Origin of the sequence: Zobellia laminariae (genome assembly GCF_030553095.1) — a bacterium.
GTDB classification, from domain to species: Bacteria; Bacteroidota; Bacteroidia; order Flavobacteriales; family Flavobacteriaceae; genus Zobellia; species Zobellia laminariae.
The window spans coordinates 4222160-4248267 of record NZ_CP130738.1; the positions used below are offsets into that span (position 1 = coordinate 4222160).

The following is a 26108-nucleotide window of genomic DNA, read 5'->3' on the forward strand; positions in this document are numbered from 1 at the left end:
CGTTTTTTATCGGTTAGGCTAAACCTGATAGTGGAATTGCAAAGGTAAAACAATTACTGATGTTTATTTTATATGATGTTGGCTCAAAACTAGAAGAAATTTGTGTACAAGTCCCTAAAATACAGTAATCTTAAATAAACTCCTGAGAAGGATTTACAGACTATAATTTATGCTTTTGCAATTCATAATGATTTCTCCTTTTTTTTCTTGACCAAGACAAAACTAGATTATTAAGAAATTAACTTTTTTAAGAATACCAGATGGATTTATGTACTACTTTTGCCGCCTTAAAATCAGTATCAAGAATCTCAAAAAAGGAGATAGCAACCTGCAGTAACAAGCAAGGTGCTAAATAGATAAGCCAATTAATTGGAACAAATGTTAAGTCATATTTCTTCTTATTTGCCGCTATTTTTTTGAAAACATTATAGTAAAATGGCAAGTATAAAAAACAGTATTCCCAAATTCTCAGCTTTAATACCCCTATTTGTATTCGTTTTTACTTTTTTGGGTGTTGGAATCTATCAAAATGATTTCTATGCCTTGCCTGCTCCTATAGCAGTAATTGTAGGTATTGTTGTGGCATTTTTGATGTTCAAACAATCTATACATTCAAAAATAGGCACCTTATTAAAAGGCTGTGGTGATGATAAAATATTAACCATGTGCTTGATCTATTTACTAGCTGGGGCATTTGCTGCAATTACCAATGAAACCGGTAGTGTAGATTCTATTGTAAACTTAGGGTTAGATTATATTGCCATTCAATATATTTATGTTGGCATCTTTATTATTGCTGGTTTTCTATCTGTTTCTACAGGAACATCGGTAGGAGCTATTGTTGCATTAGCACCTATTGTTGTTGGATTTGCTGATAAAAGTGGTGCTGATTTAGCTATTTTATGCGGTGCGCTTTTAGGTGGTAGTATGTTTGGGGATAATTTATCGGTTATTTCAGATACTACCATTGCGGCCACACAATCTTTAGGTTGTAAAATGAGCGATAAGTTCAAACAGAATATTAAAATTGCGGTTCCCGCTGCCCTATTCACTATTGCCATATTAGTCTTTCAAGGTTTGGGCTTAGAGTCCAAAGAAACTGAGGCTGTCGTGTACAATTATTCTATTATAAAAATAATGCCCTATCTATTGGTCATCATACTTTCCATAACGGGTGTAAATGTCTTTGTAACCTTACTGCTAGGTTCTGTTTCTGCAGGGTTTTTAGGAATTGTTTATGGTGATTTCACTCTAATAGAATCCACTAAAATTGCCTATACCGGCTTTACAAATATGACAGAAATTTTTCTTTTGTCTCTTCTTACCGGAGGATTGGCTGCTTTGGTTGAAAGAAATGGTGGTATAGAATTTATACTGGTTAACATAAAAAAGCTCATTAAAAATCAAAAAACGGCGCAGTTTGGAATAGCAACATTAGTGAGTACAATTAATATGGCCATCGCAAATAATACAGTGGCCATTATCATAGCTGGTCCTATTGCTAAAACTATAAATGATGAGTATGAATTGGATAATAAAAAAACAGCTTCTATTCTAGATATTTTTGCTTGTATTTCTCAAGGTTTGTTGCCTTACGGGGCTCAAGTTTTAATGATTTTAAGTTTTTCAAAAGGAAGAATAGATTATTTAGATTTAATATCTAATACCTATGGTATTTATTACTGTTATTCATTTACACGGTATTATTTATAAGTTTCAAACCTTTAAGAAAGTAATAAAACTACTATGGTGTATTATCTTATGCCGCGTAGTGCACACTTCCCTCCTACTTTTTTGGTTTAAAAATGCTTAATTATCAGCATAAAAGAAGTTTTCATAGATGAAGCTCAACTTGGGTGTTAAAACTCCGTTGTAGTTGCAAGAATTTTCTTTTAAAAAGTATCTTTATATACCAAATTTAGTTTGGTGGAACTATAAGCTAGGGAGCATGCTATTAATTGAGAAAGAAAAGCCTTGGTCATAAGTAAATAGTGCTTCTAGAAATTAGCTTTATAGGTCCGATTATTTAATCATTTTTAAAATTTCAAATTATCTATTATGAGACATTTAATTACAGTATGTGCCGCTGTTTTAATAAGTACAATATCTTATGGGCAGTTACAAGTTTCAGTAAGTTCTGGATATGCTATAGGTAGCGCCACAATGAAGTTAGGAGAGAAAGTAAATATATCTGAAACGGAAAACACGTATGGCAGTTATGGAGAAGGCACCAATTTTCAAATAAGGGGGACTTATTTTTTTGATGATTCCTTTGGTGTAGATTTAGGTATTGGTTACTTACGAGGTACAGATCAAGAATTATCAATAGTAAATTTACCTAATACAGAAGTAGATGCTGTTGCTAGAGCTCGTGCTTTTGGATCTTCGGTTTCTGTGGTATATAAATTCACCAACAATATTTATGGTCGTTTTGGAGCTCTTTTAAAGTTAGGCGGAAAAACTGAAGGTGTAATTTACCGTAAATCAGTCTTTTCTGCAGAAGAAGCTGCAGCTTTTGGTGTGCCAGAAGGGTCGTATTCTGAAACCAATTATAAGAAGAAGATTTTCATGGACATTTTCCTTTAGGATTTGTTGGTGCTCTTGGTTATAAGTATGATATAAATCCTCATTTCAGCATTTTTGCCGAGGCAGAGTATTATGGAATTAGTTTAAAAAGAAAAGATTCTGAAATCTCAGAATTTAATACAGATGTTGTTTTACCTGATGGAACTGTGGCCGTTAGTGGTCTTTACACATTAGAGAACTTACCTGATGGCACTGATCGTAGAACTACTTATGTAGACAATCTATCGAATACCAACACAGATACTTCAAAAGAATTATCTCAAAAAGTACCGTATTCTTCTTTCGGAATTAATTTTGGTATAACGTATAAGTTTCAACGTTTCAATAAAGAGTAATTCTTAAAGAAGTATATTCGCTTAGTCTTAAAAAAAGCACCCAATTAAAACTAGTTTTAATTGGGTGCTTTTTTATTATATAGTGAACAAATTGAATACGATACTTCCTATTTTATAACTTCCTAATTTTTGGTAACATGGTCTCATTTTTCTCTTGAAAATCTTCCATATTAGAAAGAATAGTGTCTAAAAGTATAAGAACATCTTTCATATAGGGCCCTTTATTGAGCATTACACATTCCGCTTTTAAAGAAGTGACCACATCTGTAATTTCTGATCGGGACGGTAGTCCGTTTTTTGCCATAGGTTTTCTAACACTTGGGTAGCCCAGATTACTGGTATATGTGCCGCTCCGCATATAGATAATAGTTCATGTTGTACTTGGCCAATTTCTTGCCAACCGGTTTCAACGGCCAGATCGCCACGGGCTATCATAACGCCAACTTTCTTTACTTGCATGGCCTCTAGAAGAATTTCTTCTAGATTATCAAAAGCAAACTTAGTTTCTATCTTTAATATGATTCCTAACTTCTCATATGCTTCTAACTTTTTCAGCTCAGACAATAGTTCTTGAACATCTTTTTTAGAGTTCACAAATGAAAAATTGATGATGTCCGCATGCTTGGCTACAAAGGCTAAATCTTCTTTATCTTTTGGGGTAAGTCCGCTAATTCCTAAATTGGTATTAGGAAAGTTCATGCCTTTCTCTGCCTTTAATTTCACTCCTTTTTCTGCAGCTCTTGTTATGAGGACTTCAAAACTATTCTTTTTTACGGACTGTATTATTCCTTCAATTTTTCCATCATCAAACAATACTAAATCTCCTTTATTTACTTTTTCAAAAATTCCCGGAAATTGACAAGGAATATGTGCTTTTTCCAAAATTTCACCTTGCTCATTTACTATAGCAGAGCTTCCATAATACTTTCATCCGTAATCACTACCATATCATCTTTGTAAAGCCTTATAGCCTTCTGAATTTGAGGTAAAGAACCTATAGTTCCCTTTTTACCAAGAGTACTACTTTCAATAGCTGCACTTGTTTTAAAAGATATGGCCTTGTTAGATTTTACAATTACACTTTTCTCAAAAGACGCTATTACTTTAAGTTTTCTGGGCTTATTATTTGCATCTACCACACTAAGTTTATCACCTTCTACAAGTTCACCTAACCAATCTGCATTTATAGGTACGGTATGAGCAGGCACAAGTTCTGCAGTGCTTATAATCAACCTAATTTCAACTGGTTTTAGAATAATGCCTTCGTCATCTATTTTAGGTTTAAATTTGATGATTCTTGCGCCTTAGCTCCACAGCCCCCGTTCGGATTTTGGGTCCCGCCAAATCCATGGCAATTTTTACCGATGAACCCAGTTCTTCTGAAGCCTTTTTTACATTCTTAATTATTTTCTTCCAAACCTCTGGTGTATCATGAGCACAATTTATTCTGGCACAGTTCATTCCGTTTTCTACCATGTCATAAACCAATGCATAATTTTTTGCCGCATGAGAAGGCATGGTAACCATAATACGAACCCTACGGCCTTCCGATGGATTTCCAAAAAGAGCTTGTGTATTTGATTTTATAAGTTTTTTACTCTTTTTAGTAGATAATTGAGCCTTTTCAAAATTAGCAGGAGCCCCGTCTGCCAGACGATATAACAAGTACAAAACTTTTACCAAGCTATCTTCTACATGTCCTTGGGCATTGGCAAAGCGGGTCATCCCCAGATTTCCTAACTTTCTTTGACTTTCCCTAAAATCCGATTTTCTAAATTGATGATAATGCACAAGGTTTAATGCACTTTTTTTATGATGGGAATGTATCTTCTTTAGAACAGGCTTGGCTTTCTCCTCTCCTTTCCTGATTTTGCGCAAAATAGCTTCCATTTCTTTAATGAGGCTATTTATTTTTTTCGGGTTGATATTCATGGATGTTTACATATGGGTTCACCTTGCTCTAAAGGTATTGAAGACCACTTGTATATTTTATGATAACTGTCATTTGGAAGTTTATTTAATTATAGAAAGCCAAGTAATCTACTTTACAAAGTGACTTTATTCATCATTAATTTTTCTTAAGACACTACCACTTAAAGCCTCCAGAATAATTGAGCTTACCTTCTCCCCTTTTTCGTTTAAATGAGGAGCATCCAAATTTACTTCTAGAGAACCTGTTTCGTTAGCATTTACTAGTACTACTGTATGAGAAAAGTTCCTACGAAATACACCACTTTCAACTTGAAAATAGTTACTATCGGCTTTGCCAAAATTCCATGTATATTCTTCTCTCCAAGGAGAAGGGTCTTTGTAAGCATCCGTAACTTCTTGTTCGGAAAAATAGGTGTTTCCATTGTTCACCAACCAGTAACTAGCAAAGGCATAATAAAAACCTTGATTATCCGAAGTAGAACTATGGGGTTGTACTAAAGTAATCTTACCATCTGCTTCATTAGTGACCACTTCAGTAATTTGAGGGGTATAACCTTCGGCATAATCAGAAAGATAATTTCCATTACTAAAAACAAGCCACCACTCGTCCAAACCACCATCTAGATGTTGCAAATAACTTTCCCAAACTCCAGGGTATAATCTTGTATTGGTAATATTTGCGATTCCTGTTTTATTATCCGCCTTAAGTCTAGTGTTTATGGTAGTTAACATTGATTTATACGCCAATTGAAACTCCGTATTAGTTTCATAGTTTTTTGGAAACACATTTTCATGGTAGGTGTCTAGTGTATAGATGGCATTGTCCATTAACACTCCGTCCCAGTCATTGGTAACAAGCTCCTCACCTACTTGATTTGCCCATTGTTGTTGGTATTCGGTATTGCCAATATCCATTTGCCAATGGTCAGGATAGCCGGTATATTCCAATCGATTTTCATTGGTATCCAGTAAAAACCATTCAGGATGATTGGTGTCTGCGTATTGAAAACCGACTCCAGTGGGCAGGTATTTATTATCTTCTCCATTTTCCACAGCGTAACTTCTTGTTGAAGTAAGGTCTTTATAGACCAATGTTTTTATTTCCGGGTTTACTGCTTTAAATTTTTTTACATATTCATGAAACCAAGCATTCATAACGATTAAATCTCGTCTAGGAGCTTCGGTCTCTATTAATGTACTTGGAATTTCCTCATGGTGCAAATACAACCAAAAAAGCTTTGTTTTATTAATTGTTGTATCTGTAACTACTTCGGCTATATCATCAGTTTCAGTAATGTTGTTTTCGTTCTTGTCTTTACTACAACTCACAAAGAACAAAGAAATTCCTATAAATAAAAGATTGAAAAAAGTTCTACTCATTTTAGTGTTTTTAAAATCCCATAGGTATTGGATACGTATATTAACCTGACAGGGGCAATGTAATTCGAAAACACTTTAAATGTACTGATTTATGTAGAAAGGGAAGTTTTTATAAACTTACAGGATTATCTAAACAATAGGTATTGCTTTGATCTTAACTGCAAAACCATCTTAAATTCAATATTATAAAATCCATAATTTTAATTATTAAAGTCTTTTGGACCTTCTCCAACACCTTCATCGCCAGTGCCAATACTAATATGCCATACTTTGTTTACTGAAGCATCTGAGTTTTCTACATAGTATAATTTAACCGGCTTTTCATTTCTTAATATATCATACCAATATTGAAAATCGCTATCATCTAACATTCCTACAAAAAGCGAACCAGCAATGTAACCAACCGTATCTGTTGGCCTTGATGGCCAGAAATAAATAATTGCGCTATTTACTACTCCACTTTCGTTTCTACCTTTTAGTGAAAGGTAGAAACGATGAGCATTCGTATTGGTTCTACTCCTATTGGTACCCACCCTATATTCTGTTACATTTAAAACTCCCATATGTTCTATTTTTTAAATAATATTTCTACATCGAAAATAGTTATGGGGTGGACGTAAAAACTAGATGTTTGTATGAATGGTTGAATTCTTTGTGTAGATATCAACTACATACAAAAAGGGTAACAACCATGATTGGTTATTACCCTTTTTAATAAGATGATCTTCAAAATAAATTTTTGCTCTAAAATGTAGTTTTCAAGGAAATCTAAACAGGTTTGTGATTATGCATCTTTCCAATAATTGTTTCTAAAGAAGCCGTAAGTTTATCGATAGCTCCAGATACGGCAAGTTCAACGGTATCATCTTGACATGAAACGGCTATAGGTTGTTTACCAGCAATTCTGGTTTCCAACAAACATCGCATATCCTTAATTCCTTCTTTTTTTCCATTTTCATCAGAGACATGGGCCTCTACTCTAGTAATATGGGATTCATAATTTCTTAACCCCTCTTCTATCATGGAGGTGAAATAAGATTGGCCTCTTTCATTGCCGTTTATTGTTTTATCAGTATTAAATAATATTGTCATAATTATATGTTTTAGTTTAAGGAATTGTTTTTAAGCTTTATTTTTTTTGAAATCGTTCACTTTTATGTCAATAGGTGTTAAAATATCCTCGAGAGATATCGTAAATATTTTTATAAAACATTGTGCTATAATGGCTATTGCTTATGATGTAAATCTATAAACTTGAAGCCTCAAAAAAGATGACAAATATCAGTTATAGCGCTTATCTTTTAGTTTCATACGTAATGGTGTACACCTATTCACGAGAAATATCTAACTATTAAATACATACAAGTTTAGAAGGTAATGGATATATTATTCAAAAAAGATTATTCAGAAACATTTATGATTGATTTATAGTTTACCGCCAAAAATTGAAGCACTCTAATTTGCACTTTCTAGTGCAATAAAAAAACAGGAGATCTTTTTAGACCTCCTGTTTTACAGTATTAAAATCCTCTTTGAGGCATCGAATGGATTCGAACCATTATAAAGACTCTTGCGGAGTCTTGCCTAGCCATTCAGCCACAATGCCATAAAATTTAAATTCAATCTTTTCTAACTTTCAAAACTAATGTACTCACTCAGTTTTTAATTGCTAGGGACTTCTATGGGTAAAAGAATACTAAATTTAGAACCTCCATTTTTTTCTGGTTTAATAGAAATGCGCCCTTTATGTAATTCTACTATCTTTTTACAAAATGCTAATCCCAATCCTTTGCCATAACTGTTATCAGAATTTTGTAAAGGTCTAAAAATATCATCTCCGCTGTAGCTCTGAAACCCAAGAGAATTATCTCTAAAAGTAATACGTATATATTCTATATAACGATAGGCTCCTTTTAACGCCTGATGATAATTTTCTGTTACCTTACTGGTTGAAATATGAATAGATGTAGGCTTCTCGGAAGACCTGTATTGATAGGAGTTTTTTAGTAGTTCGCTAAACAAAATAGTCAACTTTGGGATATCACCATATATCTCTTTCATTTCCATTTCACCATATATTATCTCTAACGGCGGGTTACCTATTTTTAGTATGGCATCCTCCAATATAATATCAAAACTGGCAGTCAGATAATGTAGTTTTTTATAGTCTAAGGCATGATAGACTTGCAAACGTTTAACAAGGGCATGACTGTTTTCTGAGATTTGTAAAACTCGTTTTAAATAATGTCGGGATTTCTCCTCTTGAGATTTCAAATCAGAAAAATCTTCTAACCGACTTGCAAAAATTGAAATTTTACGAAGTGGTTCCTGTAAATCATGCGCCAAGATTTTGTTGAACTCTATCTGTTCTTTATTTATTCGTGACTGATTTTGTAATTGATCCTCTAAAAGTGTCCGGCTAGTTTCTAACTGGGCTTTGGTCTTGATTAAAAGTTCATTCTCTTGAAGTGCTTTTTCTGCATCTCGCCTAGCGTCCAATATTCTTTTCTCAAAATCATTACGCTTAGACATCTTAAGGCCGGCTCCGGTAACATAGTCCACACCATTTTTTTTTATAAAAGACATATTGATAAGAACGGGAATTTCCTCCCCCGTTTTTGAGCGAAGAGAAATAAAAATCTCCTCAATATCCTTTTGAATGATGAGCATAGGATAAAAATGAGTCTTATATAAAATACGACTACCTCCAGATAATAAATCTTCGAACCTTAGGGTATTCAGAATCTCATGGTCCTCATAACCTAAAGCTTCCATCATTAAATCATTTACATAATCTATATGATGATCAGCGACAAAGGAGAACAGAAAGCAGGGAGCATTATCGTTCAAAATTTTTGCAGTTCACTAGGTTCAAATTCTTTGGTAATAAAATTTTTAATACACTCAATAGTCTCTTCCGGGTGGCTCATGTGCGGACAATGGCCTGTAGCTTTCATAAACACTATTCTACTATCTTCTAATCTTTCGTGAATATATTTACCCACCTGTTCCGGTGCTATATCATCTTGCGCACATTGTAGGATTAGGCTGGGAACTTGTACTTTTTTGAGATCTTCTCTGTTGTCCGAGAAAAAAGTAACCCGCGCAAAACTTCTCGTGATTTTATTATCCATGGAGCAGAAACTACTAGCGAGTTCCTCTGTAAGCTCTGGCATATCCGAATTTTTCATTACTATAGGCGCCAAATAATTAGACCACTCTACATAATTATTTTCCATTACGTCCAGCAACTCCTCCAAATCCTTTTTTTCAAAACCACCCACATAGTCTTCCTTGTTGATATAACAGCTAGATGGGCAAACGAATACAAGGGAATTGAATAATTCAGGACGTTGAATAGAAGCAAGTACCCCAATCATTGAGCTTACCGAATGCCCAATAAAAACAACATCTTTTAATTGGAGTTCCGTGCAAATCTCTATAATATCTGAAGCATATCCTTGAAGGGAAGCATACTTGCTTTCATTATAGGAAGCCATTTCGGATTTACCGCAACCTACATAATCAAAAAGCACAATTTTATAATCCTGTTCAAATGCCGGGGTTATGTAGCGCCACATGACCTGATCACAGCCAAATCCATGGGCAAACATAAGCGCCTTTTTACCGTTTCCAAAAACCTTTACGTTGTTTCGTTTCAGTACATTCATAATCACAAGAATATTAATTGGTTTTAATTGTTAAAACAGTTAATACTTCAGCTATAAAAAAGATTCTCTCTCTTCCTATTTAGCTTTTTTCAATCTTTTTTCTTCCTTCTTTTCTTTTGCAGTTTTTGCAGGTGCTTTCTTTACGTTCTTCTTAGAGTCTTGACCTTTTGCCATGATTATATTTTTTACTTATTATATTCAATTCTTACTTCAACTCAAAATAAATCCTTTCTTAAAACGATTAAATATATTTTGAGGCATCCGAATGGATTCGAAACATTATAGAGACTCTTGCGGAGTCTTGCTTAGCCATTTAGCCGCAATAACATTACTACAACAGCTCTATTCTTCATTTGTACGCAATGCTTCACTTTCGGCGGCCTTTTCAATCGCACTTTTTCTATTCAGAAGTCTATCCGAAACTTTATAGCTTGCTGAATACTTGAGATTAGCTTGTTGTTTTTTAAAATCAGAAAAAGCCCTCTTGTACCATTTAGGGTCAGTTGCTTTTTTTCTGTAATCTTCATTTACTTTTACATCCAAGAAATCCTCATCTAGCCGAGGTTTCATTTCATATATTCCAATTCCAAATTGCTCGATACGTTCTAAAACTGTTTCAAAATCTGCCTCAGAGAAATACGGTATTGAATCAGAATCAAAACCATCATTAAGGTTTTTTAAATTCTGAAAGATATTTTGTTCAAGAAATTCTGTTTTTTCCATAGTATACATTCGTGTCAATTGGATATTATCATAGCTGATAAACTCCATATATAGCTAAGATAGCACTCTTTTATTTAATTTTTGAAATTCTCCTACTTATCAATTTTGGCTTTTGTAGGAAACCGGAAAATCTGGTACTTTTTCAAACTCATTGGTTTGCCTTGAAAATTAACTAAAAAAAACCTCCAATATCAATTTGATAAGGAGGTAAACAAACTAATGAAATAATAAAAAACAGTACTCAATCAACTATAAACAAATAGCTTACGTTCTGGACATAAACTTAACTACTCCACAAAATTTGGATTAAACCAAAAGTCTATAGTTACCGCTTCTGGTCCTTTGTCCTGTTTTGGAGGACCACTAGATCTGGAGCCGCTCCCGCCTGCTCTAGGACCACCATCTTGTCCTCCACCTCCTCTAGGGCCTCCGCCAGAACCGCCTCCTTGGCCTGCACTGCCAAAGCTTAAACCGGAATCTTTATCCTTCGTATCTTTTTCTGTTTTTGGGGTTACTACACCTATAGAAAATTTAGAAAAATCAATTTCATTATCAGAAATATATTGTTTAGGCATCTTTAATTCATAACGTAAAATCTCTTCTTCTACTTCGTAACTGTAAGTTATTGAGATACCCAAATTGTTAAGGTCTAAATGAAAATCTTGTTCAAAATCTAGGTTGTTGTATTTTGCCATTTTTGGCATTTCTTCTATCTCTTCTAAGATATCTGGCCCTTGCTGTTCATCCTCCTCAAGTTCGCCTCTATTACCTTCTTTTCTATCGCGTCCTCTTTGGGGTAGTTTTACTTCTGAAGGATATTGAACGGACACGTTCTTTTTTTCTTTCCCTTTACATCAAAATAAACAAAAAGTCCGCGGTGTAACATAGAAAGCATAGTTGGCCGATCAGTGGTACTGAGTGCTACATAAATGTTATCGGCATCCATAGAACTATTATAGGTTATAAGGTCTTCAATTTTCTCTTCTGGTTCTTGAGCATAGGTTTCTACAAATGCAAACAAAACCATTACACTAAGCGATAATCTAATTTTATTTAAAGCAATCCTCATTCTTCTGTATTTCAGTTTCTTACGATTAGAAGCAAACCTAATGAATACCCAGAAGCTATTTTAGTACTTTCAGCGAATTGGCCATTGTTTATAGTCAACGATAGCTTATTTCAAGTGAAGGATTATGAATTATTTTTATTGAAGTTGAAGAACAGCTGATGATATCTGTCAAATAAAAGTGTAATCTAAATTCTCTAACTTCCTCATGCTAAAAGCGATATGAAAATCGTCGGGAAATTGTGAATATCTATTCCCTATTTTCAATTTTTGAGCTAAAGCTTAACCTTATATTTGATACCCATAAACAAAGAGATATGAGTGCAACGTGGTATGAATGTAAGGTAAAATATAGAAAACTTGATGAAACATCAGGTACACAAAAGGTAAAGACAGAACCTTTTTTGGTAGATGCAATTTCGTATACCGAAGCAGAGAGTAGAATTACCGAAGAGATGTCTGTTTACTTGAGTGACACTGAAGAAATTAAAATTACGAATATAAAAGTGGCTAACTACGCAGAAATACATCCGTTTGAGAATTCTGATAGATGGTTCAAGTCTAGAGTGTCTTTAATTGCTTTTGACGAAGAGAGCGGTAAAGAGCGCAAAACAAATATGTATTTGTTGATTCAGGCTAATGATGTAAAGGAAGCGTATGATAACACTATTGGTGTAATGAAAGATACCATGGGTGAGTATACCATACCTGCAATTTCTGAATCTCCTATTGTTGATGTTTTCCCATACTTTTCTGGTGAAGAAGATGATATGAAGCGTTTGGAGAAATTTTCAATGTTAAAGAATTCTGTTCCTGTAGATAATAGCATGGATGAAGAATTAGAAATGGCTGATGCCCTTGTTACCGAGGAAGAGTAACAAATAAATTTCAATATTATAGAAGTCCATCTAAAATTATTTAGATGGACTTTTTTATTTTGTATAGGTGTTTCATATCTCTCCAGAGTTTCACCACTGACATAGGATTATGCTACAAATCTTTTAGAGTTCAAAAAAACTCTAGATATTCAACTTCACAGTTGTATACTAGCTACTTTTAACTTTTAAATACTAACAAAAGCTATTTTAGAAACACCATCTGCATGCTAACCATTTTTACTTTTTTCTCCGCTTTTTCATTCCTATTTTTTGGTTTTGGGTGTTTCTTTCTATCTCAAATGAAAAAAGAGTTCGTAAGATATGGCTTAACTAAATTTAGAAAAGTAGTTGGAGTATTACAGCTTGTTGGAGGTTTAGGGTTACTACTTGGGTATTTTTATTCCCCAACAGTACAAGCCGCAGCCGCGTTAAGTCTTTCTATTCTTATGGTTCTAGGCTTCGGTGTCCGCTTAAAAATCAGGGATGGTATCTTTCAATCTGCACCATCTCTCTTATATGCTCTTTTAAATGGTTATATCTTTTACCAGCTAATTGTAACAATCTAACACGAACTAAAATATTGGAAAAGCAATATACAGACACATCGTTAAAAAGATGAAAGCTGGGAGTGATTTTTTTATGGGGTCTTTTATTTTCAAGTGCATTGTAATAGAGCCTAGAAGTAATGCTGCTAGACCCAAAGCAGACGGCTCTCTAAAACTAGGATACCAGATGGCGGCCAATAAACCTACAGCAAATAGTATTTTTAAAGTACCCACAACAAAGCACATCCAAACAGGAAGGCCATAAACTTTAAACTCTTCAATAATAGTTGTTGCATTTCCGCCACGCCATTGTGTAGGTTTTTTATTCTGTACAAGCCATACATTTAGAATGCTTAGTGCTACAATAACTTGTAATGCAATTAGTAAATAGTCCATATTCTTAGTTTAAAGTTTCTAGAGTTGATATCTAGCCGTAAAAATAGTACGCATCTGGATATTAAAATGGTCTGTTTACATTGATTATTAACTGAAAAAAGTTGCAGCAGGGAATTTAAAGTAGTTTAGAAATTTTAGGGATAGGAATATGCATTTTATTATAAAGAATTCCCTCCTTCATATACTTTAAGGTTTGTATTTATATTTTTTCTATTTGTAGTTCTGTTATTAACTTAGAACTGGCACTACCTCTAATGCCTCCAGAAACAGGCATTGTATTTTCATAATGAGAACTTGTAGCAATCGGGAAATGGGTATTGCCTGTCAAAATACCGTGACTAGGGTCTAAACCTAACCAACCAATACCGGGTAAAAAAACATCTACCCAAGCATGTAATTCAAATGCGGGTACAATCATATCAAAATAATAATAGCCGCTTACAAAGCGGGCTGCAATACCTTGGTAACGTAATAGATTAATTAGCATCCACGACAAATCCCGACAGGAACCTCTTTTTATTTCAAAAGTATGCTCAGGCAGAAATGGCGCTCCATCTTCTCTATATTCTACGGTAAAATCTTTATGTAATTGGTTGGTGAGCTGTGTTAAAAAGTGAATGGTATTAAATTTTGCTTTTTCAAGTATAGCGGTTCCATAATCAATCAATTCTTGTGAAATGGGTAAACCATTTAAGTAAGGAAATAATAGTCTTTTCTTTGATTCATCATATTCAAAAGGAAGCTGATTATAGCTTTGAGGTTCTAGAATAAAATCAAAGGGATTAAATGGTTTTGTTTCTAAAATACTCTCAACGGTTATGCTAAGGTTATTTGTAACTCCATCAAACCAACAAAAATCTACAACATTGTTTTCTTCATCTTGAATTATTTTATGTCCGCTAGGCTTTGGAACAATAGACATAGAAAACTCATTTAAATCAACATAAGCGGTCTGTCTTGGTCGGAATCTTAAATAATGAGGCTCTAAAAACACCTCAGAATTAAATGCATAAGTTGTAGTATGAGTAATTTTTAATTTCATTTGAAGATTCCAGATTTGCAATAGGAATAGAATACATGTATAGGCCGTTTTTTATACATGAATTTCTATGTCAAAGAAAGAATTATAAATAGAAGAAGAAATCTCATTTAATCTAAGCTGAATATCATTAAGATATTCGTGCATTCCTTGGCTTATAATATCATTTATATCATCATATTCCAATTGAGATTTTAAAGCCCCTAGTTGCTTTTGAGCAATGTTACTAAAGCCAACAGAACTACCACATAAGGTGATAAGAGATTTCTCGGCACTTATTAAACATGCCAAAATTGATCTTGGAAATTGCGTGTCTAGAATTAAAAATTCAGCAATGCTTGAAGGTGTGAGCTTTCCATATTTTTTTCGATACATATCATACGCACTAACCGACTTTAAAAGAGCTGCCCATTGTATTAAATCTAGTGAGGACCCAACCTTTGCCGGAGAATGAAGTAATAGATGATACTTGGCATCTAGAACTCTAGAAGTTTTATCTGCGCGTTCTATTACTTGCCCTAATTTGCCAAAATCCCAGCCTTCATTTCTTGATATGGTAGAATCGTACATACCATAAACCAGTTGACATCCGTTTTTTATTTCGGTCAAAAAACCTCTTAACTCCTTATCATCAAGACGTTTTTGTTCTAAAGCCTCTTTCACTAAAAAATAAAGCGCATTTATTTGCTCCCAAATCTCTTTTGTTATTTCAGGTCTTACGGCCCGCGCATTTTCTCTTGCCAGCGAAATACAATTGTAAATAGAATTAGGATTGTTTTCATCAAGAGCCAAAAAAAAGTTGACTTTATTTTTTTCAACCTTAGAATGAAGTGATTCATATAATTCCCAGTCCCCTGTTATAACAACCAACGGCTTCCATTGTTGCTCTTCGTTAGGAGGTAATTCTAGCGATAAATTATAATTCACATCCATAAAACGTGCGTAATTCTCTGCACGTTCAAGATATCTATTCATCCAATATATAGTGTTTGCGACTCTCCCTAGCATAGTTATTCTTTTATCTGTTTAAAACCCAAGTGTCTTTACTTCCACCACCTTGGGAAGAGTTCACAACTATTGATCCTTTTGTTAGTGCTACACGCGTTAACGCATATATGAGTATAATTTTAATATCTTCCCCATATAAAGCATACGGCCTTAAATCTACATGACGTCCTTCTATAGTGTCATCTGTTATAGTTGGCACTCTAGAAAGATTGATCATAGGCTGTGCTATATAGTTTCTAGGTTTATTTTTAATTTTTGTAATAAACTCTTGCTGCTCCTTTTTTGTTGATTTTGGCCCAATTAACATACCATAACCACCGGAAGCATCTGTTTGTTTTACAACCAAATTATGGATGTTATCTATTACGTATTTCCTGTCTTGTTCCTCATCACAGATATAGGTTTTTACGTTTGGTAAAATCATTTCCTCACCCAAATAATATTTTATAATTCTTGGAATATAGGCGTACACCGCTTTATCATCTACCACACCGGTTATGGAGCATTTACTAAAGCTACATTTCCTTTTATATAAGCGTTGAATAATCCAGGAGTACCTAATAAAGACTGTTTATTGAATACTAATGGATCTATATACTCATCATCTAAACGACGGTAAATAACATCTACACGCTGTAGCCCATTGGTGGTAATCATATAGACGATATCATTTTTTACGATCAAATCTTTACCTTCTACCAATTCCGCACCCATTTGTTGCGCCAAATAGGAATGCTCAAAATAGGCCGCATTGTAAACGCCCGGGGTTAAAACCACCACAACTGGTTTTTCTTTTTCTGAAAGATATTCTAAAGTATCTCTTAAAGTATGTGTATAATCATAAACAGGCTTTACCCCTAGTTGCTCAAATAATTCAGGAAATGTTCTTTTAAGTATTTCCCGGTTTTCCAACATATAGGATACGCCAGAAGGGCATCTTAAATTATCTTCTAATACATAGTATTGTCCATCACCACCTTTTATTAAATCAGACCCGGTAATATGACACCAAATATTTTTTGGAGGTTTAAAGCCTTCTAACTGCTTCAGATATGAGGCGCTAGATAGAATCATTTCCTTCGGTATAATTTTATCCTTAAACACCTTTTGGTCATTATAAATATCCTGAATGAACAAGTTAAGTGCCTTTATGCGCTGCTGTAAACCCCTTTCTAGTAATGTCCATTCAGAATTAACAATGATTCTAGGAATAATATCTAAATGAAGAATACGTTCTACCCCTTGGTTATCTGCATAGACATTAAAGGTCATTCCTAAAGAGAGCTGGGCCCTATCTGTAGCATGCTGTAGACTTTTTAGTTTTTTATGACTGAGTTTTTCTAGTCGCTCTAAAAACATTTTATAATTAGGCCTAACGTTGTTGTTCTCATCAAACATCTCGTCATAAAAATCTTTGGTGTCGTAAGCTGTAAAATCAATTTTTGACATAAAAAATGGCGCATTTTCTCCAGTTGAAAAACTATTTTTCACTTTATAATCAGCTAATAAATAAGAATTAGAAAGGATTAATTGTTATTAGAAAGTCGTGTAAGTACACCCTGTAGTACTATGCCTATTAAATTACGAAAAATAAAGTGGATAATTCATAAGTCATTGAATAAAATAAGCTTTAAGCAAGCGGTTTATTTATTCATCAATATATGAAGGATTAAAATGAAGGATTGAGAATAGAATAATGTTTTAAATTGGTATTCATTAAGCTACTCTATTTATGACCTCTACGTTTTGTCTCAATTCATAAATTCAGACAAAATATAGTCCCATGATTTTTCAATATTCAATATTCTTTGAACAATATTCAAAGAATATTGAATATTGTTAGGATTAATGTAATAAATATTGTATAATATAGATACGAACTAAAAATAAATTAAATATATGAGGCAACTAAAGATCACTAAACAAATTACAAACAGAGATACTAAATCCTTAGAAAAGTACTTTCAAGAAATATCGAAAATTGACTTAATTACCGCAGAGGAGGAAGTAGAACTGACTAGAAGAATACGTGAAGGAGATCAGATTGCCCTTAATAAATTAGTAAATGCCAATTTACGTTTTGTAGTTTCTACAGCAAAACAATACCAAGGAAGTGGTTTACGACTTTCAGATTTAATCAATGAAGGAAATATTGGATTGGTCAAAGCAGCAAAACGTTTTGATGAAACCCGTGGATTTAAATTTATATCCTATGCCGTATGGTGGATTAGACAGGCTATAATGTCCGCAATTTCTCAGCATTCACGAATGGTGCGATTACCACTGAATAAGATTGGTGAAATTAGTAAAATTAATCAGGTATACTCTTCTTTAGAGCAATCTTACCAACGCCCTCCTAGTGCAATTGAAATTGCTAAAGATTTAGATATGAGTACTGCGCAAGTTAAAATTGCAATGAAAAATTCAGGTAAGCATCTATCTATGGACGCACCTTTTAAAGAAGGAGAGGGTTCTAATTTATATGATGTTGTAAAATCAAACGACGCGATTAGTCCTGATGCAGGTATGATGATGGATTCCCTTAGAACGGATATTGATTCAATTCTAAACACACTTCCAAATAGAGAAAGTGAAATAATAAAGCTTTATTACGGTATTGGAGAACGTGCCCCAATAAGCTTAAGTGAAATTGGTGAGCTTTTTGACATTACTCGTGAACGTGTAAGACAAATTAGAGAAAAAGCTATTCGTCTTCTAAGAAATAAATCACAGAAGGAAGTTTTAAAGGCTTATCTATAAGATTTCATATTGATATATACAAAAAGCCGACTCACTAGGAGTCGGCTTTTTTTTTGTTTTATAATCTCATTTCCTGAGTTATATAGAAGTTTTATTAAACCTTTTCTGTTATTTGTTTGAAACGTTTCAATAGTTTAGAACCATAAGCTACATCAACAACCTCGTCACTTAAATTTAAAACATCTCGCCCTTCACCGGCAAGTTCTTCAGACAGTTCATTAATATATGCTTTAGTAATATTTTGGTCAAATTCAGGATGGAACTGAACACCCCAAGTACTTATGTTAAATCTAAAGGCATCAATCACTCCGGATTTATTAATAGAAAGAATCTCGGCAGATTTGGGTAGATGAGACACACTTTGTTTATGTGCTTTATAAACTTTGAAATTAGATGGTAATTCTCCAAGGAGTTTATCTTTTTTCCCTTCTGCAGTTAACAAAGTATTTTCGGAACCTATAACTATTCCCATACCATTGTAAGATACAGTTCCTCCAAAAATGAAACTCAATAATTGGTGTCCATAACAAATACCCAATATTGGTATTCCATTGTCGTGAGCATTTACCAACCAGCTACACATTCTATTCTCTACAGGTTCAATATCTGTTACCATAGAATGGGAGCCCGTAATTACGATTCCAGTGTAGTTGTTATTTGGTGGTAATGTTTGAAAATTTTCAGTTTTATGGATTAAGTATTCACCTTCTTTTAAACTCATTTTTCCTATGATCCAATCTTCAAAATCTCCGTACTGAGTTTTGATGGACTTATAGGTAATTCCTGTTTTTAGTATAAGGATCATTGTAACAGATTGACTGAATTAGAAGGTAAAAAGGACAAATAGATTTCCCTATTCCTTTGCAGCGGCTATATCTACAGCAACTTTAAGCTTGCTTTTACCACTACCGAACACAACACCCTTTAGCGGTGGAACATCATAATAATCCCTACCCCACCCTACAACAATATGTTGATTTAAAGGGATTTGGTTGTTCGTAGGGTCAAAGTCTACCCATCCAAAAGTTGGTATATAAATAGCGAACCAAGCATGGGAAGCGTCAGAACCAACTAGTTTTTCTTTTCCTTCAGGAGGTAATGTTTCTATATAACCACTTATGTAACGAGCTGGTAACCCAATTGATCTGATACATGCAATCGCTATTTGGGCAAAATCTTGACAAACCCCCTTTTTTTCTCTCATAACCTCGTCTATAGGTGTAGAAATACTGGTAAATCCGGAATCAAAATCAAAATCTGTATAAATACGTTGCATTAATTCATAGGCAGCCTCAAAAACGGACCTGTTCGCTTTAAAAGATAATTCAGCGTAATCCTTGATTGTTTTATCTGTTTTGCGGATAAAAATAGATTCTAATATATACTGTTTAGCTTCTATAATTTCAGGGTCATTGCTATTTAAAGCACTCAAGGCATCAGTTAAAGTCACCCCTTTACAAGCGTCAGAAAAGAAAGATTCATGGTATTTTGTATAATCCCGTAGCACCTTACTTTGGGTAATTACTTTTAATACGGTATGCTGTGTTTGAATAGAAAAACGAGTTAGGTAATTTCCAAAAAAATCTACGCGTTCAGATATTTCCGCTGGCTCAGGAACAACATCAATCTTATAAGACAATAATTGCTGTCCATTAGATTCACGAGGCCTTAGAGTTGCTATATTATGACAATAGCTAACCGGAGCGTTATATTCATATTTCGTAATATGGGTAATATTGAATATCATAACTAAATAGGAAAAGACTGTCTAACTAATTGATTTTGCTTGGTCGTGTGATCAAAATAAGTTTTTGATATGGATTGGGACGTTTCATAAAGTAAGTCGGATAGTTCTTCTAGTAAATTATCTAAATCTTTTCGTACTACAGCTTCTTTTGATGCTGATTTTACAAGATCTATTGAATTTGCCAGACGCAATTTTGAAAAACCTTCAAATATATATTTCTGATAATCAACCAAATGATGCATCGTATCTGAGTGAGGCAATTTTGATATATCTTTTTGAATTCTATTAAACATATAAGTCAGCGATCTTGAGTATTCTAAGTCAAGCATCACTAAATCAATAACATGTTCTATTTGAATATACGAACGATAACTGTGCCTATAGATATTTAAACTTTCATGACTAACTAATAGGTACTCTAATAATTCATACTCTACTTGCTTATCATATTTTATTGATAACAAAGACCTGCATTTTGTAATTGTTAGCGTACTCTGCTCTAGCTGCAACCCAATAAAATAAAGCAACAAACCTTGTTGCACCATTATGCTTTCTTCTATTAAACCCATAAATGCAATTAAGCGGGTTATTAATTGATTGAGCACTTTTATTATTTTATTGATGGACCTGTCAGAGTCTTTTTCAAAAGCTCTCCATAGTTTTTGAATATTTTCAAAAACACGCCACATATCGGAAGACCAAAGGTTTCTTATGGAATAGTATGAATTACTGAACATACTAATAGTATGAGCTAAACTACCGGACCTGTTTTTATCCAGAATAACAGATAGCATTTCTTTATAAGGATTATCCATTGCGTATTCTCCGTTTTTGTTTTTTTCGGAGAATCCCGGAAAGGTTCCGGTTAACTGTGTTACTGCATTAAAAAGTACCTGTAACTTAACACTATCCGGTTTTTCACTGCTATTCTGAACAAGAACCATCTGTTTCAGCACCATTCTTAAAAAACGTGCATTAACTAAGGTACGACTACATAACGACCAGCCCAATATAGATTTTCAGCGGTAAGACTTGGCAAATCGCTCAAACCTGTAGCGCCAATAGAAGGTTTTGGTTGCCAGTAGTGTGCTTTGGTTTCTTTACTTGCAGCATCTTCTAATATCCAAAAATCTTTACTGGTACCACCTCGCTGATTGGATACACGAACGGTATCTCTTTCCGGAGCAACACGCACTAAACCACCTTGGCATTACGGAATACCCATCTTCTGTTCCTATAGAAAAAGTTCTAGCCACCAAATTTCGCGGCTCAATTTTTCCATCCGTAAGATTTGGAGCTGTAGAAAAATTGATTTTCTCCTGGGCCACAAATCTGTATGGTCTCAGGTTAATTTCTGCTTTTAGCTTTTCAATTTCATCTTTACTTAAAAATTGCCCAAAATGAATGCTCTCGCGGTTGGTACGATCTATTCTTTTAATTACAAGGTTAGAAATATTGTTTAAAACATAATTCCGTTCCTTTTCCTGACACACACCACCATGAAGCTATTTGTGGTAAAATAAGTTCTTCTTTAAGAAAGTACCTTCCTATGGCCGGCATAAAAGGTATTAACCAGGATTTTCTAAGACAGCACTACCAACAGGATTTATAATTGCCACGTTACCTCTTCGTACGACATCTAGTAATCCCGCAACACCAAGACGTGAATCTTCTCTAAGTTCTAAAGGATCAATATATGCATCATCTACACGTCTAAGAACAACATCTACTTGTTTTAATCCCTTTAGTGATTTCATCCATAAAAATCCATTACGAACAACTAAATCGTTGCCTTGCACTAATGGGTAACCTAAAAAAGAAGCTAAAAAGGCATGCTCAAAATAAGTTTCGTTATGCGAACCCGGAGTTAAAATTACGATGTTCGGATTTTCTTTATTTTCAGGAGACGCATCAACCAACATTTGATTGAATTCTTGGAAAAAACCGGAAAGTCCTTTTACGTTCATTTTAGAAAACATCTCCGGTAGCATTCTACTGGTAGTAGATCTATTCTCTAATGCGTATCCCATTCCAGAAGGGGCTTCTGCGCGATCATTTACGACCCACAAACGCCCATCTGTACCGCGAGCAATATCTGCGGCGTACATGGAGAGTAATTTTTCAGTAGAATATTTTATTCCTGTACATTGACGCAAAAAACCGCGATGCCCGTAAATAATTTCACTAGGTACGATTCCGTTTTTAATGAGATTACGCTCACCGTAAACATCTTTCAAAACCAAGTTCAATAACTCTGCTCTTTGCTTTAATCCTGCTTCAACAAGTTTCCATTCACTTTCATGCAATAAAAATGGAACCGCGTTTAGATTCCATGGTCTATGCAATCCTTTGGGGTCATTGTAAACATTATAAGTGACGCCATTCTCTGCCAAAAGCCAGTCAATATCTCTTTGACGTGTATTTAAACCTGCTGCACCTAACTCACCTAGACTCTTAAAAAGTTTTGTCCAATGCGGTTTTACATCCATTTTTGGAGTAAACATTTCATCGGACTTATAATCTGTAAAATAATTACTTAACCACGTTGTATTTATCACTTATGTTGAAAGTTTTCTTTATTTCTTTTTCCGTAAATCAAGAACATGAGGATATTCTGGACTTACTGGAATCTCTGAATAGTCAAAAGTAGTAGAAGCAGCTTTACGTTCTACCATTCTACCAACAAAATTTGTTGCTGCTACCATTTCTGTAGGCGCTATCTCTCCTTGCGTATGACCAAAGTCCCAAAAGCGATTAATTCTTCTTGATTCGGCCTCATAACTATTCACCGGATAACTATCGTAAGAAAGTCCACCAGGATGAGCCACAAAATAGGTACAACCACCTATAGACTTATTATTCCAAGTATCTACCACATCAAAAACCAATGGCGTATCTACACCTAATGTAGGGTGTAAAGCAGACCAAGGTTCCCAAGCTTTAAAACGCACACCGGCCACATATTCACCTTTTACCCCTGTACTACTTAATTGGACTTTTACACCGTTACAGGTTAAAACATAACGTTCTTCTGTAAAGTTATTGATTTTTATCTGCACCCTTTCAAGTGAAGAATCTACATATCTGGCTGTTCCTCCGCCTGTCATCTCCTCTCCTAGTACATTCCAAGGTTCAATAGCCATGCGTAATTCTATCTGCATAGCATTAATTTCTACCATACCATAAAGAGGAAATCTAAACTCAAAGAAAGGATCAAACCAATCTAATTTAAATGGAAAGTCTGCATCATTAAGTTGGGTAACAATATCCTTAATATCTTCTTTTACATAATGTTCTAATAAGAATTTATCGTGCAGTTCCGTTCCCCATCGCACTAAATTGTGCTTATAAGGTTTTTTCCAGAACCAAGCTACCAGCGTTCTAACCAATAACATCTGCATTAGACTCATCTGTGCATGTGGCGGCATATCAAAAGCCCGAAGCTCAAGAATACCTAAACGTCCAGACGAACTATCTGGAGAATATAATTTATCTATACAAAACTCCGCCCTATGTGTATTTCCTGTAATATCAGTTAATAAATGTCTAAAAAGCCTATCGGTCAGCCAAAAAGGAACCTCTTCGTCATCAGGAATTTGAGAAAAAGCAATTTCTAATTCGTACAAATTTTCTAATCTAGCTTCATCAACCCGTGGAGCTTGACTTGTTGGTCCAATAAAGGCTCCTGAAAATAAATATGAAAGACCAGGGTGGTGTTGCCAAAATGTAAGTAAACTACGAAGCAGTTGAGGGTTTCTAAGCAATGGACTATCCGCTGGAGTTACGCCACCTAAAGTAACGTGGTTTCCACCACCGGTACCTGTATGCTTCCCATCCAACATAAATTTCTCTGTACCCAACCTACACTTTTTTGCTTCGGCATATAATAAAAGTGTATTGTCCGTAAGCTCTTTCCAGTTTTTTGCAGGATGCACATTCACTTCAATTACCCCAGGATCAGGTGTAACTTTAAGCACTTCCAAACGATTGTCCCTTGGCGGTTCATAACCTTCCAAAATAACGGGAACATCTAATTCTTTGGCCGAGGCTTCTATACTGGCTACTAAATCTAAAAAGTCTTCTGCGCTATCTAACGGAGGTAGAAAGAGGTATAATTTTTCTTCCCTAACCTCTGCACAAATTGCTGTGCGCACGTAAGGTTGTTTTTTCAACTTTGGCTTTGCCTTAGCTGATTTTATTCTTTGTTTGAGTTCAAAACCATAAGGTTTCAATTTAGGCTTTGTTTCAAACATTTCCGGTTCTGCCGTAGGTTCTGAAGGCACCTCTGGGTCTTTTGGCAATGATTCTAATGGTAAACGCAGACCTATTGGCGAATTACCCGGTGTTAGGTACAAATGTTCACCACGAAATTCCCAAGGATTGGTTATCCACTGAGCATCTTTTTTGGCTAACGGAAAAACATGACCTATAGTTTCTCCAAGACCTTGTTCCAAAATTTCGCCCAACTTACGTCTTAGGCTGGTATCTTTTTTATTATATATTTTTTAGGATCAACATCAACCGGTAGTTTCCCTTCTTCCCAAAGAAAATAAAAGGCATCTTCATAAGCAGGCATAATGCTGGTTTTAGAAGCCCCCAATTTATCGGCAAGATTCTCTAGAAATGTGTTACTAATATTCTCAGGTAATTTATAGGTTTCAGAAAATGAAGCCAACAATTTAGGTTCATCCCAGACCTTTTCACCATCTTTTCGCCAATGTATTCCTATTAACCAACGTGGTAACGGCTCACCAGGATACCATTTTCCTTGTGCGTGATGCAATAGACCACCTTTGCTAAATGCATTCTTTAAGCTCACAGAAAGTTCGCTAGCAAGTTTTCTTTTATGTTCTCCATCAGCGGCCGTGTTCCATTCTTTAGATTCCATATCATCTATAGAAACAAAAGTTGGTTCTCCTCCCATGGTCAATCGTACATCATTGGCCTGTAATTGCTCCTCTACTTCAAAACCTAAGTTGTAAATAGCATTCCATTGATCTTCTGTGTAGGGTTTTGTTACTCTTGGAGATTCAAAAATTCGTGTAACGGAATTATTAAATATGAATTCAGTTTCGCATGGATCTGTCATTCCGGATACTGGGGCAGCACTTTCAAAAGAAGGCGTACATGCCAATGGTATATGCCCCTCACCTGCTAAAAGTCCTGAAGTGGAATCCAATCCAATCCAACCTGCACCTGGTAGATATACTTCTGTCCACGCATGTAAATCCGTAAAATCTTCTTCTGGACCAGAAGGGCCATCCAATGATTTTTCATCAGATTTTAATTGCACCAAATATCCAGAAACAAAACGTGCTGCAAGACCTAGATGTCTTAAGGTCTGTACTAAAAGCCATGCAAAATCTCTACAGGAACCAAGCTTTTTATCTAAGGTTTCTTCACAAGACTGCACGCCAGGCTCCATACGGACCGTATAATTGAGATAATTATACAGGCTGCTGTTCAGCTCAATCAAAAAGTCAATGCTTCTTTAGGAGTTAAATCTATTTTTTTTACCCAATCTTTTAATAGTGGGCCCTTCTCAGTTATTTCTAAATAAGGTAAAAGTTCTTTTTTCAATTCCTCCGAATAGACAAAAGGATAGTTTTCTACCCCTTTTTCAACAAAAAAATCAAAAGGATTAATTGTTTTCAAATCGGCAATAATCTCAATATCTACTGATAGGAAATCTGTTTTCTCAGGAAAAACAATACGTGCTAGATAGTTGCCAAAAGGATCCTGTTGCCAATTAAAAAAATGATTGTCTGGCTTTATTTTAATAGAATACGCTTCAATAGGTGTGCGACTATGTGGTGCTGGTCTTAGTCTAAAAATATGTGGAGAAAGATTAATTCTCCTATCATATTTATAAGTCGTCTTATGTGAGATTGATACTTTCAGTGCCATCTAGTAAAATTAAATTCGTTACATCCTAAGATAACGACTAATTTGAGGTTCCACCTACTTCGTTTAAATTTTTATGTAAAAATAACTAACAACCTAAATTAAGACCACGATTGCTAATTTTTGATATTTTAATTG

The 26108-nt window shown here is 34.6% G+C and carries 27 protein-coding genes, 1 tRNA gene, 3 pseudogenes and 1 riboswitch; of the genes and pseudogenes, 6 read left to right on the forward strand and 25 right to left on the reverse strand.

Going from position 1 to position 26108, the window contains the following annotated elements:
• The first annotated feature begins 291 nt into the window (after positions 1-291).
• A riboswitch (SAM-I-IV-variant riboswitch) is annotated at positions 292-389 on the forward strand.
• Positions 390-435: 46 nt separating this feature from the next.
• The 3 genes and pseudogenes from Q5W13_RS20285 (at position 436) to Q5W13_RS20295 (ending at position 2921) form a co-directional block, all read left to right on the forward strand.
• Positions 436-1736: pseudogene (locus Q5W13_RS20285) on the forward strand (Na+/H+ antiporter NhaC family protein).
• A gap of 322 nt (positions 1737-2058) precedes the next feature.
• Positions 2059-2586: a hypothetical protein gene (locus tag Q5W13_RS20290; protein ID WP_304444268.1), complete on the forward strand. Its 528-nt coding sequence runs from the start codon at positions 2059-2061 to the stop codon at positions 2584-2586.
• 146 nt (positions 2587-2732) lie between these two features.
• A complete protein-coding gene (locus tag Q5W13_RS20295; protein WP_304444269.1) occupies positions 2733-2921 on the forward strand; it encodes a hypothetical protein in 189 nt (62 codons plus the stop codon).
• Between the two features lie 112 nt (positions 2922-3033).
• Here the strand turns inward: Q5W13_RS20295 and Q5W13_RS20300 are convergent, their stop codons facing one another.
• The 13 genes from Q5W13_RS20300 to Q5W13_RS20360 all read right to left on the reverse strand — a co-directional run bounded on the left by Q5W13_RS20300 (position 3034) and on the right by Q5W13_RS20360 (position 11696).
• The gene (locus tag Q5W13_RS20300; protein ID WP_304446591.1) at positions 3034-3225 is read right to left on the reverse strand and encodes a hypothetical protein; all 192 of its coding nucleotides are present in this window, start codon (positions 3223-3225) and stop codon (positions 3034-3036) included.
• Positions 3168-3803, reverse strand: a complete 636-nt coding sequence (locus tag Q5W13_RS20305) for a pyruvate kinase (protein ID WP_304444270.1) — start codon at positions 3801-3803, stop codon at positions 3168-3170. Before Q5W13_RS20305 ends, Q5W13_RS20300 begins: the two co-directional genes overlap by 58 nt.
• A gap of 20 nt (positions 3804-3823) precedes the next feature.
• On the reverse strand, positions 3824-4153 hold the full coding sequence (locus Q5W13_RS20310; RefSeq protein WP_304444271.1) for a hypothetical protein: 330 nt from the start codon (positions 4151-4153) through the stop codon (positions 3824-3826).
• Positions 4154-4202: 49 nt separating this feature from the next.
• The gene (locus Q5W13_RS20315) at positions 4203-4853 is read right to left on the reverse strand and encodes a pyruvate kinase (RefSeq protein ID WP_304444272.1); all 651 of its coding nucleotides are present in this window, start codon (positions 4851-4853) and stop codon (positions 4203-4205) included.
• A 126-nt stretch (positions 4854-4979) separates the two neighbouring features.
• A complete protein-coding gene (locus Q5W13_RS20320; protein ID WP_304444273.1) occupies positions 4980-6233 on the reverse strand; it encodes a putative glycoside hydrolase in 1254 nt (417 codons plus the stop codon).
• 200 nt (positions 6234-6433) lie between these two features.
• Positions 6434-6796 carry a hypothetical protein gene (locus tag Q5W13_RS20325; protein ID WP_304444274.1) on the reverse strand — a complete coding sequence of 121 codons (363 nt, stop codon included), beginning with the start codon at positions 6794-6796 and terminating at the stop codon, positions 6434-6436.
• Positions 6797-7001: 205 nt separating this feature from the next.
• Positions 7002-7325 (reverse strand): HPF/RaiA family ribosome-associated protein, encoded by a 324-nt coding sequence (locus tag Q5W13_RS20330; RefSeq protein WP_304444275.1) that lies wholly within the window; start codon positions 7323-7325, stop codon positions 7002-7004.
• 443 nt (positions 7326-7768) lie between these two features.
• Positions 7769-7839: transfer RNA gene (locus tag Q5W13_RS20335), tRNA-Cys, on the reverse strand.
• 56 nt (positions 7840-7895) lie between these two features.
• The gene (locus tag Q5W13_RS20340) at positions 7896-9083 is read right to left on the reverse strand and encodes a sensor histidine kinase (RefSeq protein WP_304444276.1); all 1188 of its coding nucleotides are present in this window, start codon (positions 9081-9083) and stop codon (positions 7896-7898) included.
• Positions 9080-9904, reverse strand: a complete 825-nt coding sequence (locus Q5W13_RS20345) for an alpha/beta fold hydrolase (RefSeq protein WP_304444277.1) — start codon at positions 9902-9904, stop codon at positions 9080-9082. Before Q5W13_RS20345 ends, Q5W13_RS20340 begins: the two co-directional genes overlap by 4 nt.
• Before the next feature lie 342 nt (positions 9905-10246).
• Positions 10247-10627, reverse strand: coding sequence for a hypothetical protein (locus Q5W13_RS20350; protein WP_304444278.1), 381 nt, complete (start codon positions 10625-10627; stop codon positions 10247-10249).
• Between the two features lie 287 nt (positions 10628-10914).
• A complete protein-coding gene (locus Q5W13_RS20355) occupies positions 10915-11457 on the reverse strand; it encodes a hypothetical protein (protein WP_304444279.1) in 543 nt (180 codons plus the stop codon).
• Positions 11430-11696, reverse strand: a complete 267-nt coding sequence (locus tag Q5W13_RS20360) for a hypothetical protein (RefSeq protein ID WP_304444280.1) — start codon at positions 11694-11696, stop codon at positions 11430-11432. Before Q5W13_RS20360 ends, Q5W13_RS20355 begins: the two co-directional genes overlap by 28 nt.
• A gap of 314 nt (positions 11697-12010) precedes the next feature.
• On the opposite strand from Q5W13_RS20360, the gene Q5W13_RS20365 reads away from it, so the two are divergent.
• Positions 12011-12571 carry a DUF4494 domain-containing protein gene (locus tag Q5W13_RS20365; protein WP_304444281.1) on the forward strand — a complete coding sequence of 187 codons (561 nt, stop codon included), beginning with the start codon at positions 12011-12013 and terminating at the stop codon, positions 12569-12571.
• A gap of 224 nt (positions 12572-12795) precedes the next feature.
• Positions 12796-13137 (forward strand): DoxX family protein, encoded by a 342-nt coding sequence (locus tag Q5W13_RS20370; RefSeq protein ID WP_304444282.1) that lies wholly within the window; start codon positions 12796-12798, stop codon positions 13135-13137.
• A 6-nt stretch (positions 13138-13143) separates the two neighbouring features.
• Here the strand turns inward: Q5W13_RS20370 and Q5W13_RS20375 are convergent, their stop codons facing one another.
• From Q5W13_RS20375 to Q5W13_RS20390, 4 genes and pseudogenes are all read right to left on the reverse strand, one after another.
• Complete coding sequence (locus Q5W13_RS20375) at positions 13144-13512, reverse strand: DoxX family protein (protein ID WP_304444283.1); 369 nt, start codon at positions 13510-13512, stop codon at positions 13144-13146.
• 199 nt (positions 13513-13711) lie between these two features.
• A complete protein-coding gene (locus Q5W13_RS20380) occupies positions 13712-14554 on the reverse strand; it encodes a transglutaminase family protein (RefSeq protein ID WP_304444284.1) in 843 nt (280 codons plus the stop codon).
• Positions 14555-14605: 51 nt separating this feature from the next.
• Positions 14606-15526: an alpha-E domain-containing protein gene (locus Q5W13_RS20385; RefSeq protein ID WP_304444285.1), complete on the reverse strand. Its 921-nt coding sequence runs from the start codon at positions 15524-15526 to the stop codon at positions 14606-14608.
• 43 nt (positions 15527-15569) lie between these two features.
• Positions 15570-17008 (reverse strand): annotated as a pseudogene (locus tag Q5W13_RS20390) (circularly permuted type 2 ATP-grasp protein).
• Positions 17009-17458: 450 nt separating this feature from the next.
• Here Q5W13_RS20390 and Q5W13_RS20395 point away from each other — a divergent pair.
• Positions 17459-18319, forward strand: coding sequence for a sigma-70 family RNA polymerase sigma factor (locus Q5W13_RS20395; protein WP_155596418.1), 861 nt, complete (start codon positions 17459-17461; stop codon positions 18317-18319).
• 94 nt (positions 18320-18413) lie between these two features.
• On the opposite strand, the gene Q5W13_RS20400 is transcribed toward Q5W13_RS20395, so the two are convergent.
• The 8 genes and pseudogenes from Q5W13_RS20400 to Q5W13_RS20435 form a co-directional block, all read right to left on the reverse strand.
• Positions 18414-19124 carry a glutamine amidotransferase gene (locus tag Q5W13_RS20400; RefSeq protein ID WP_304444286.1) on the reverse strand — a complete coding sequence of 237 codons (711 nt, stop codon included), beginning with the start codon at positions 19122-19124 and terminating at the stop codon, positions 18414-18416.
• A gap of 48 nt (positions 19125-19172) precedes the next feature.
• Positions 19173-20066, reverse strand: coding sequence for a transglutaminase family protein (locus Q5W13_RS20405; RefSeq protein ID WP_304444287.1), 894 nt, complete (start codon positions 20064-20066; stop codon positions 19173-19175).
• Positions 20067-20068: 2 nt separating this feature from the next.
• Positions 20069-21025: an alpha-E domain-containing protein gene (locus tag Q5W13_RS20410; RefSeq protein WP_304444288.1), complete on the reverse strand. Its 957-nt coding sequence runs from the start codon at positions 21023-21025 to the stop codon at positions 20069-20071.
• A gap of 20 nt (positions 21026-21045) precedes the next feature.
• Positions 21046-21261, reverse strand: coding sequence for a hypothetical protein (locus Q5W13_RS20415; RefSeq protein WP_304444289.1), 216 nt, complete (start codon positions 21259-21261; stop codon positions 21046-21048).
• Positions 21200-22570 (reverse strand): annotated as a pseudogene (locus tag Q5W13_RS20420) (circularly permuted type 2 ATP-grasp protein). The gene Q5W13_RS20415 and the pseudogene Q5W13_RS20420 overlap by 62 nt, the downstream one beginning before the upstream one ends.
• A 72-nt stretch (positions 22571-22642) precedes the next feature.
• A complete protein-coding gene (locus tag Q5W13_RS20425) occupies positions 22643-24532 on the reverse strand; it encodes a transglutaminase family protein (RefSeq protein WP_304444290.1) in 1890 nt (629 codons plus the stop codon).
• An 8-nt stretch (positions 24533-24540) separates the two neighbouring features.
• A complete protein-coding gene (locus Q5W13_RS20430; protein ID WP_304444291.1) occupies positions 24541-25542 on the reverse strand; it encodes a transglutaminase family protein in 1002 nt (333 codons plus the stop codon).
• Complete coding sequence (locus Q5W13_RS20435; protein ID WP_304444292.1) at positions 25539-25973, reverse strand: transglutaminase N-terminal domain-containing protein; 435 nt, start codon at positions 25971-25973, stop codon at positions 25539-25541. The genes Q5W13_RS20430 and Q5W13_RS20435 overlap by 4 nt, the downstream gene beginning before the upstream one ends.
• Positions 25974-26108 lie beyond the last annotated feature (135 nt).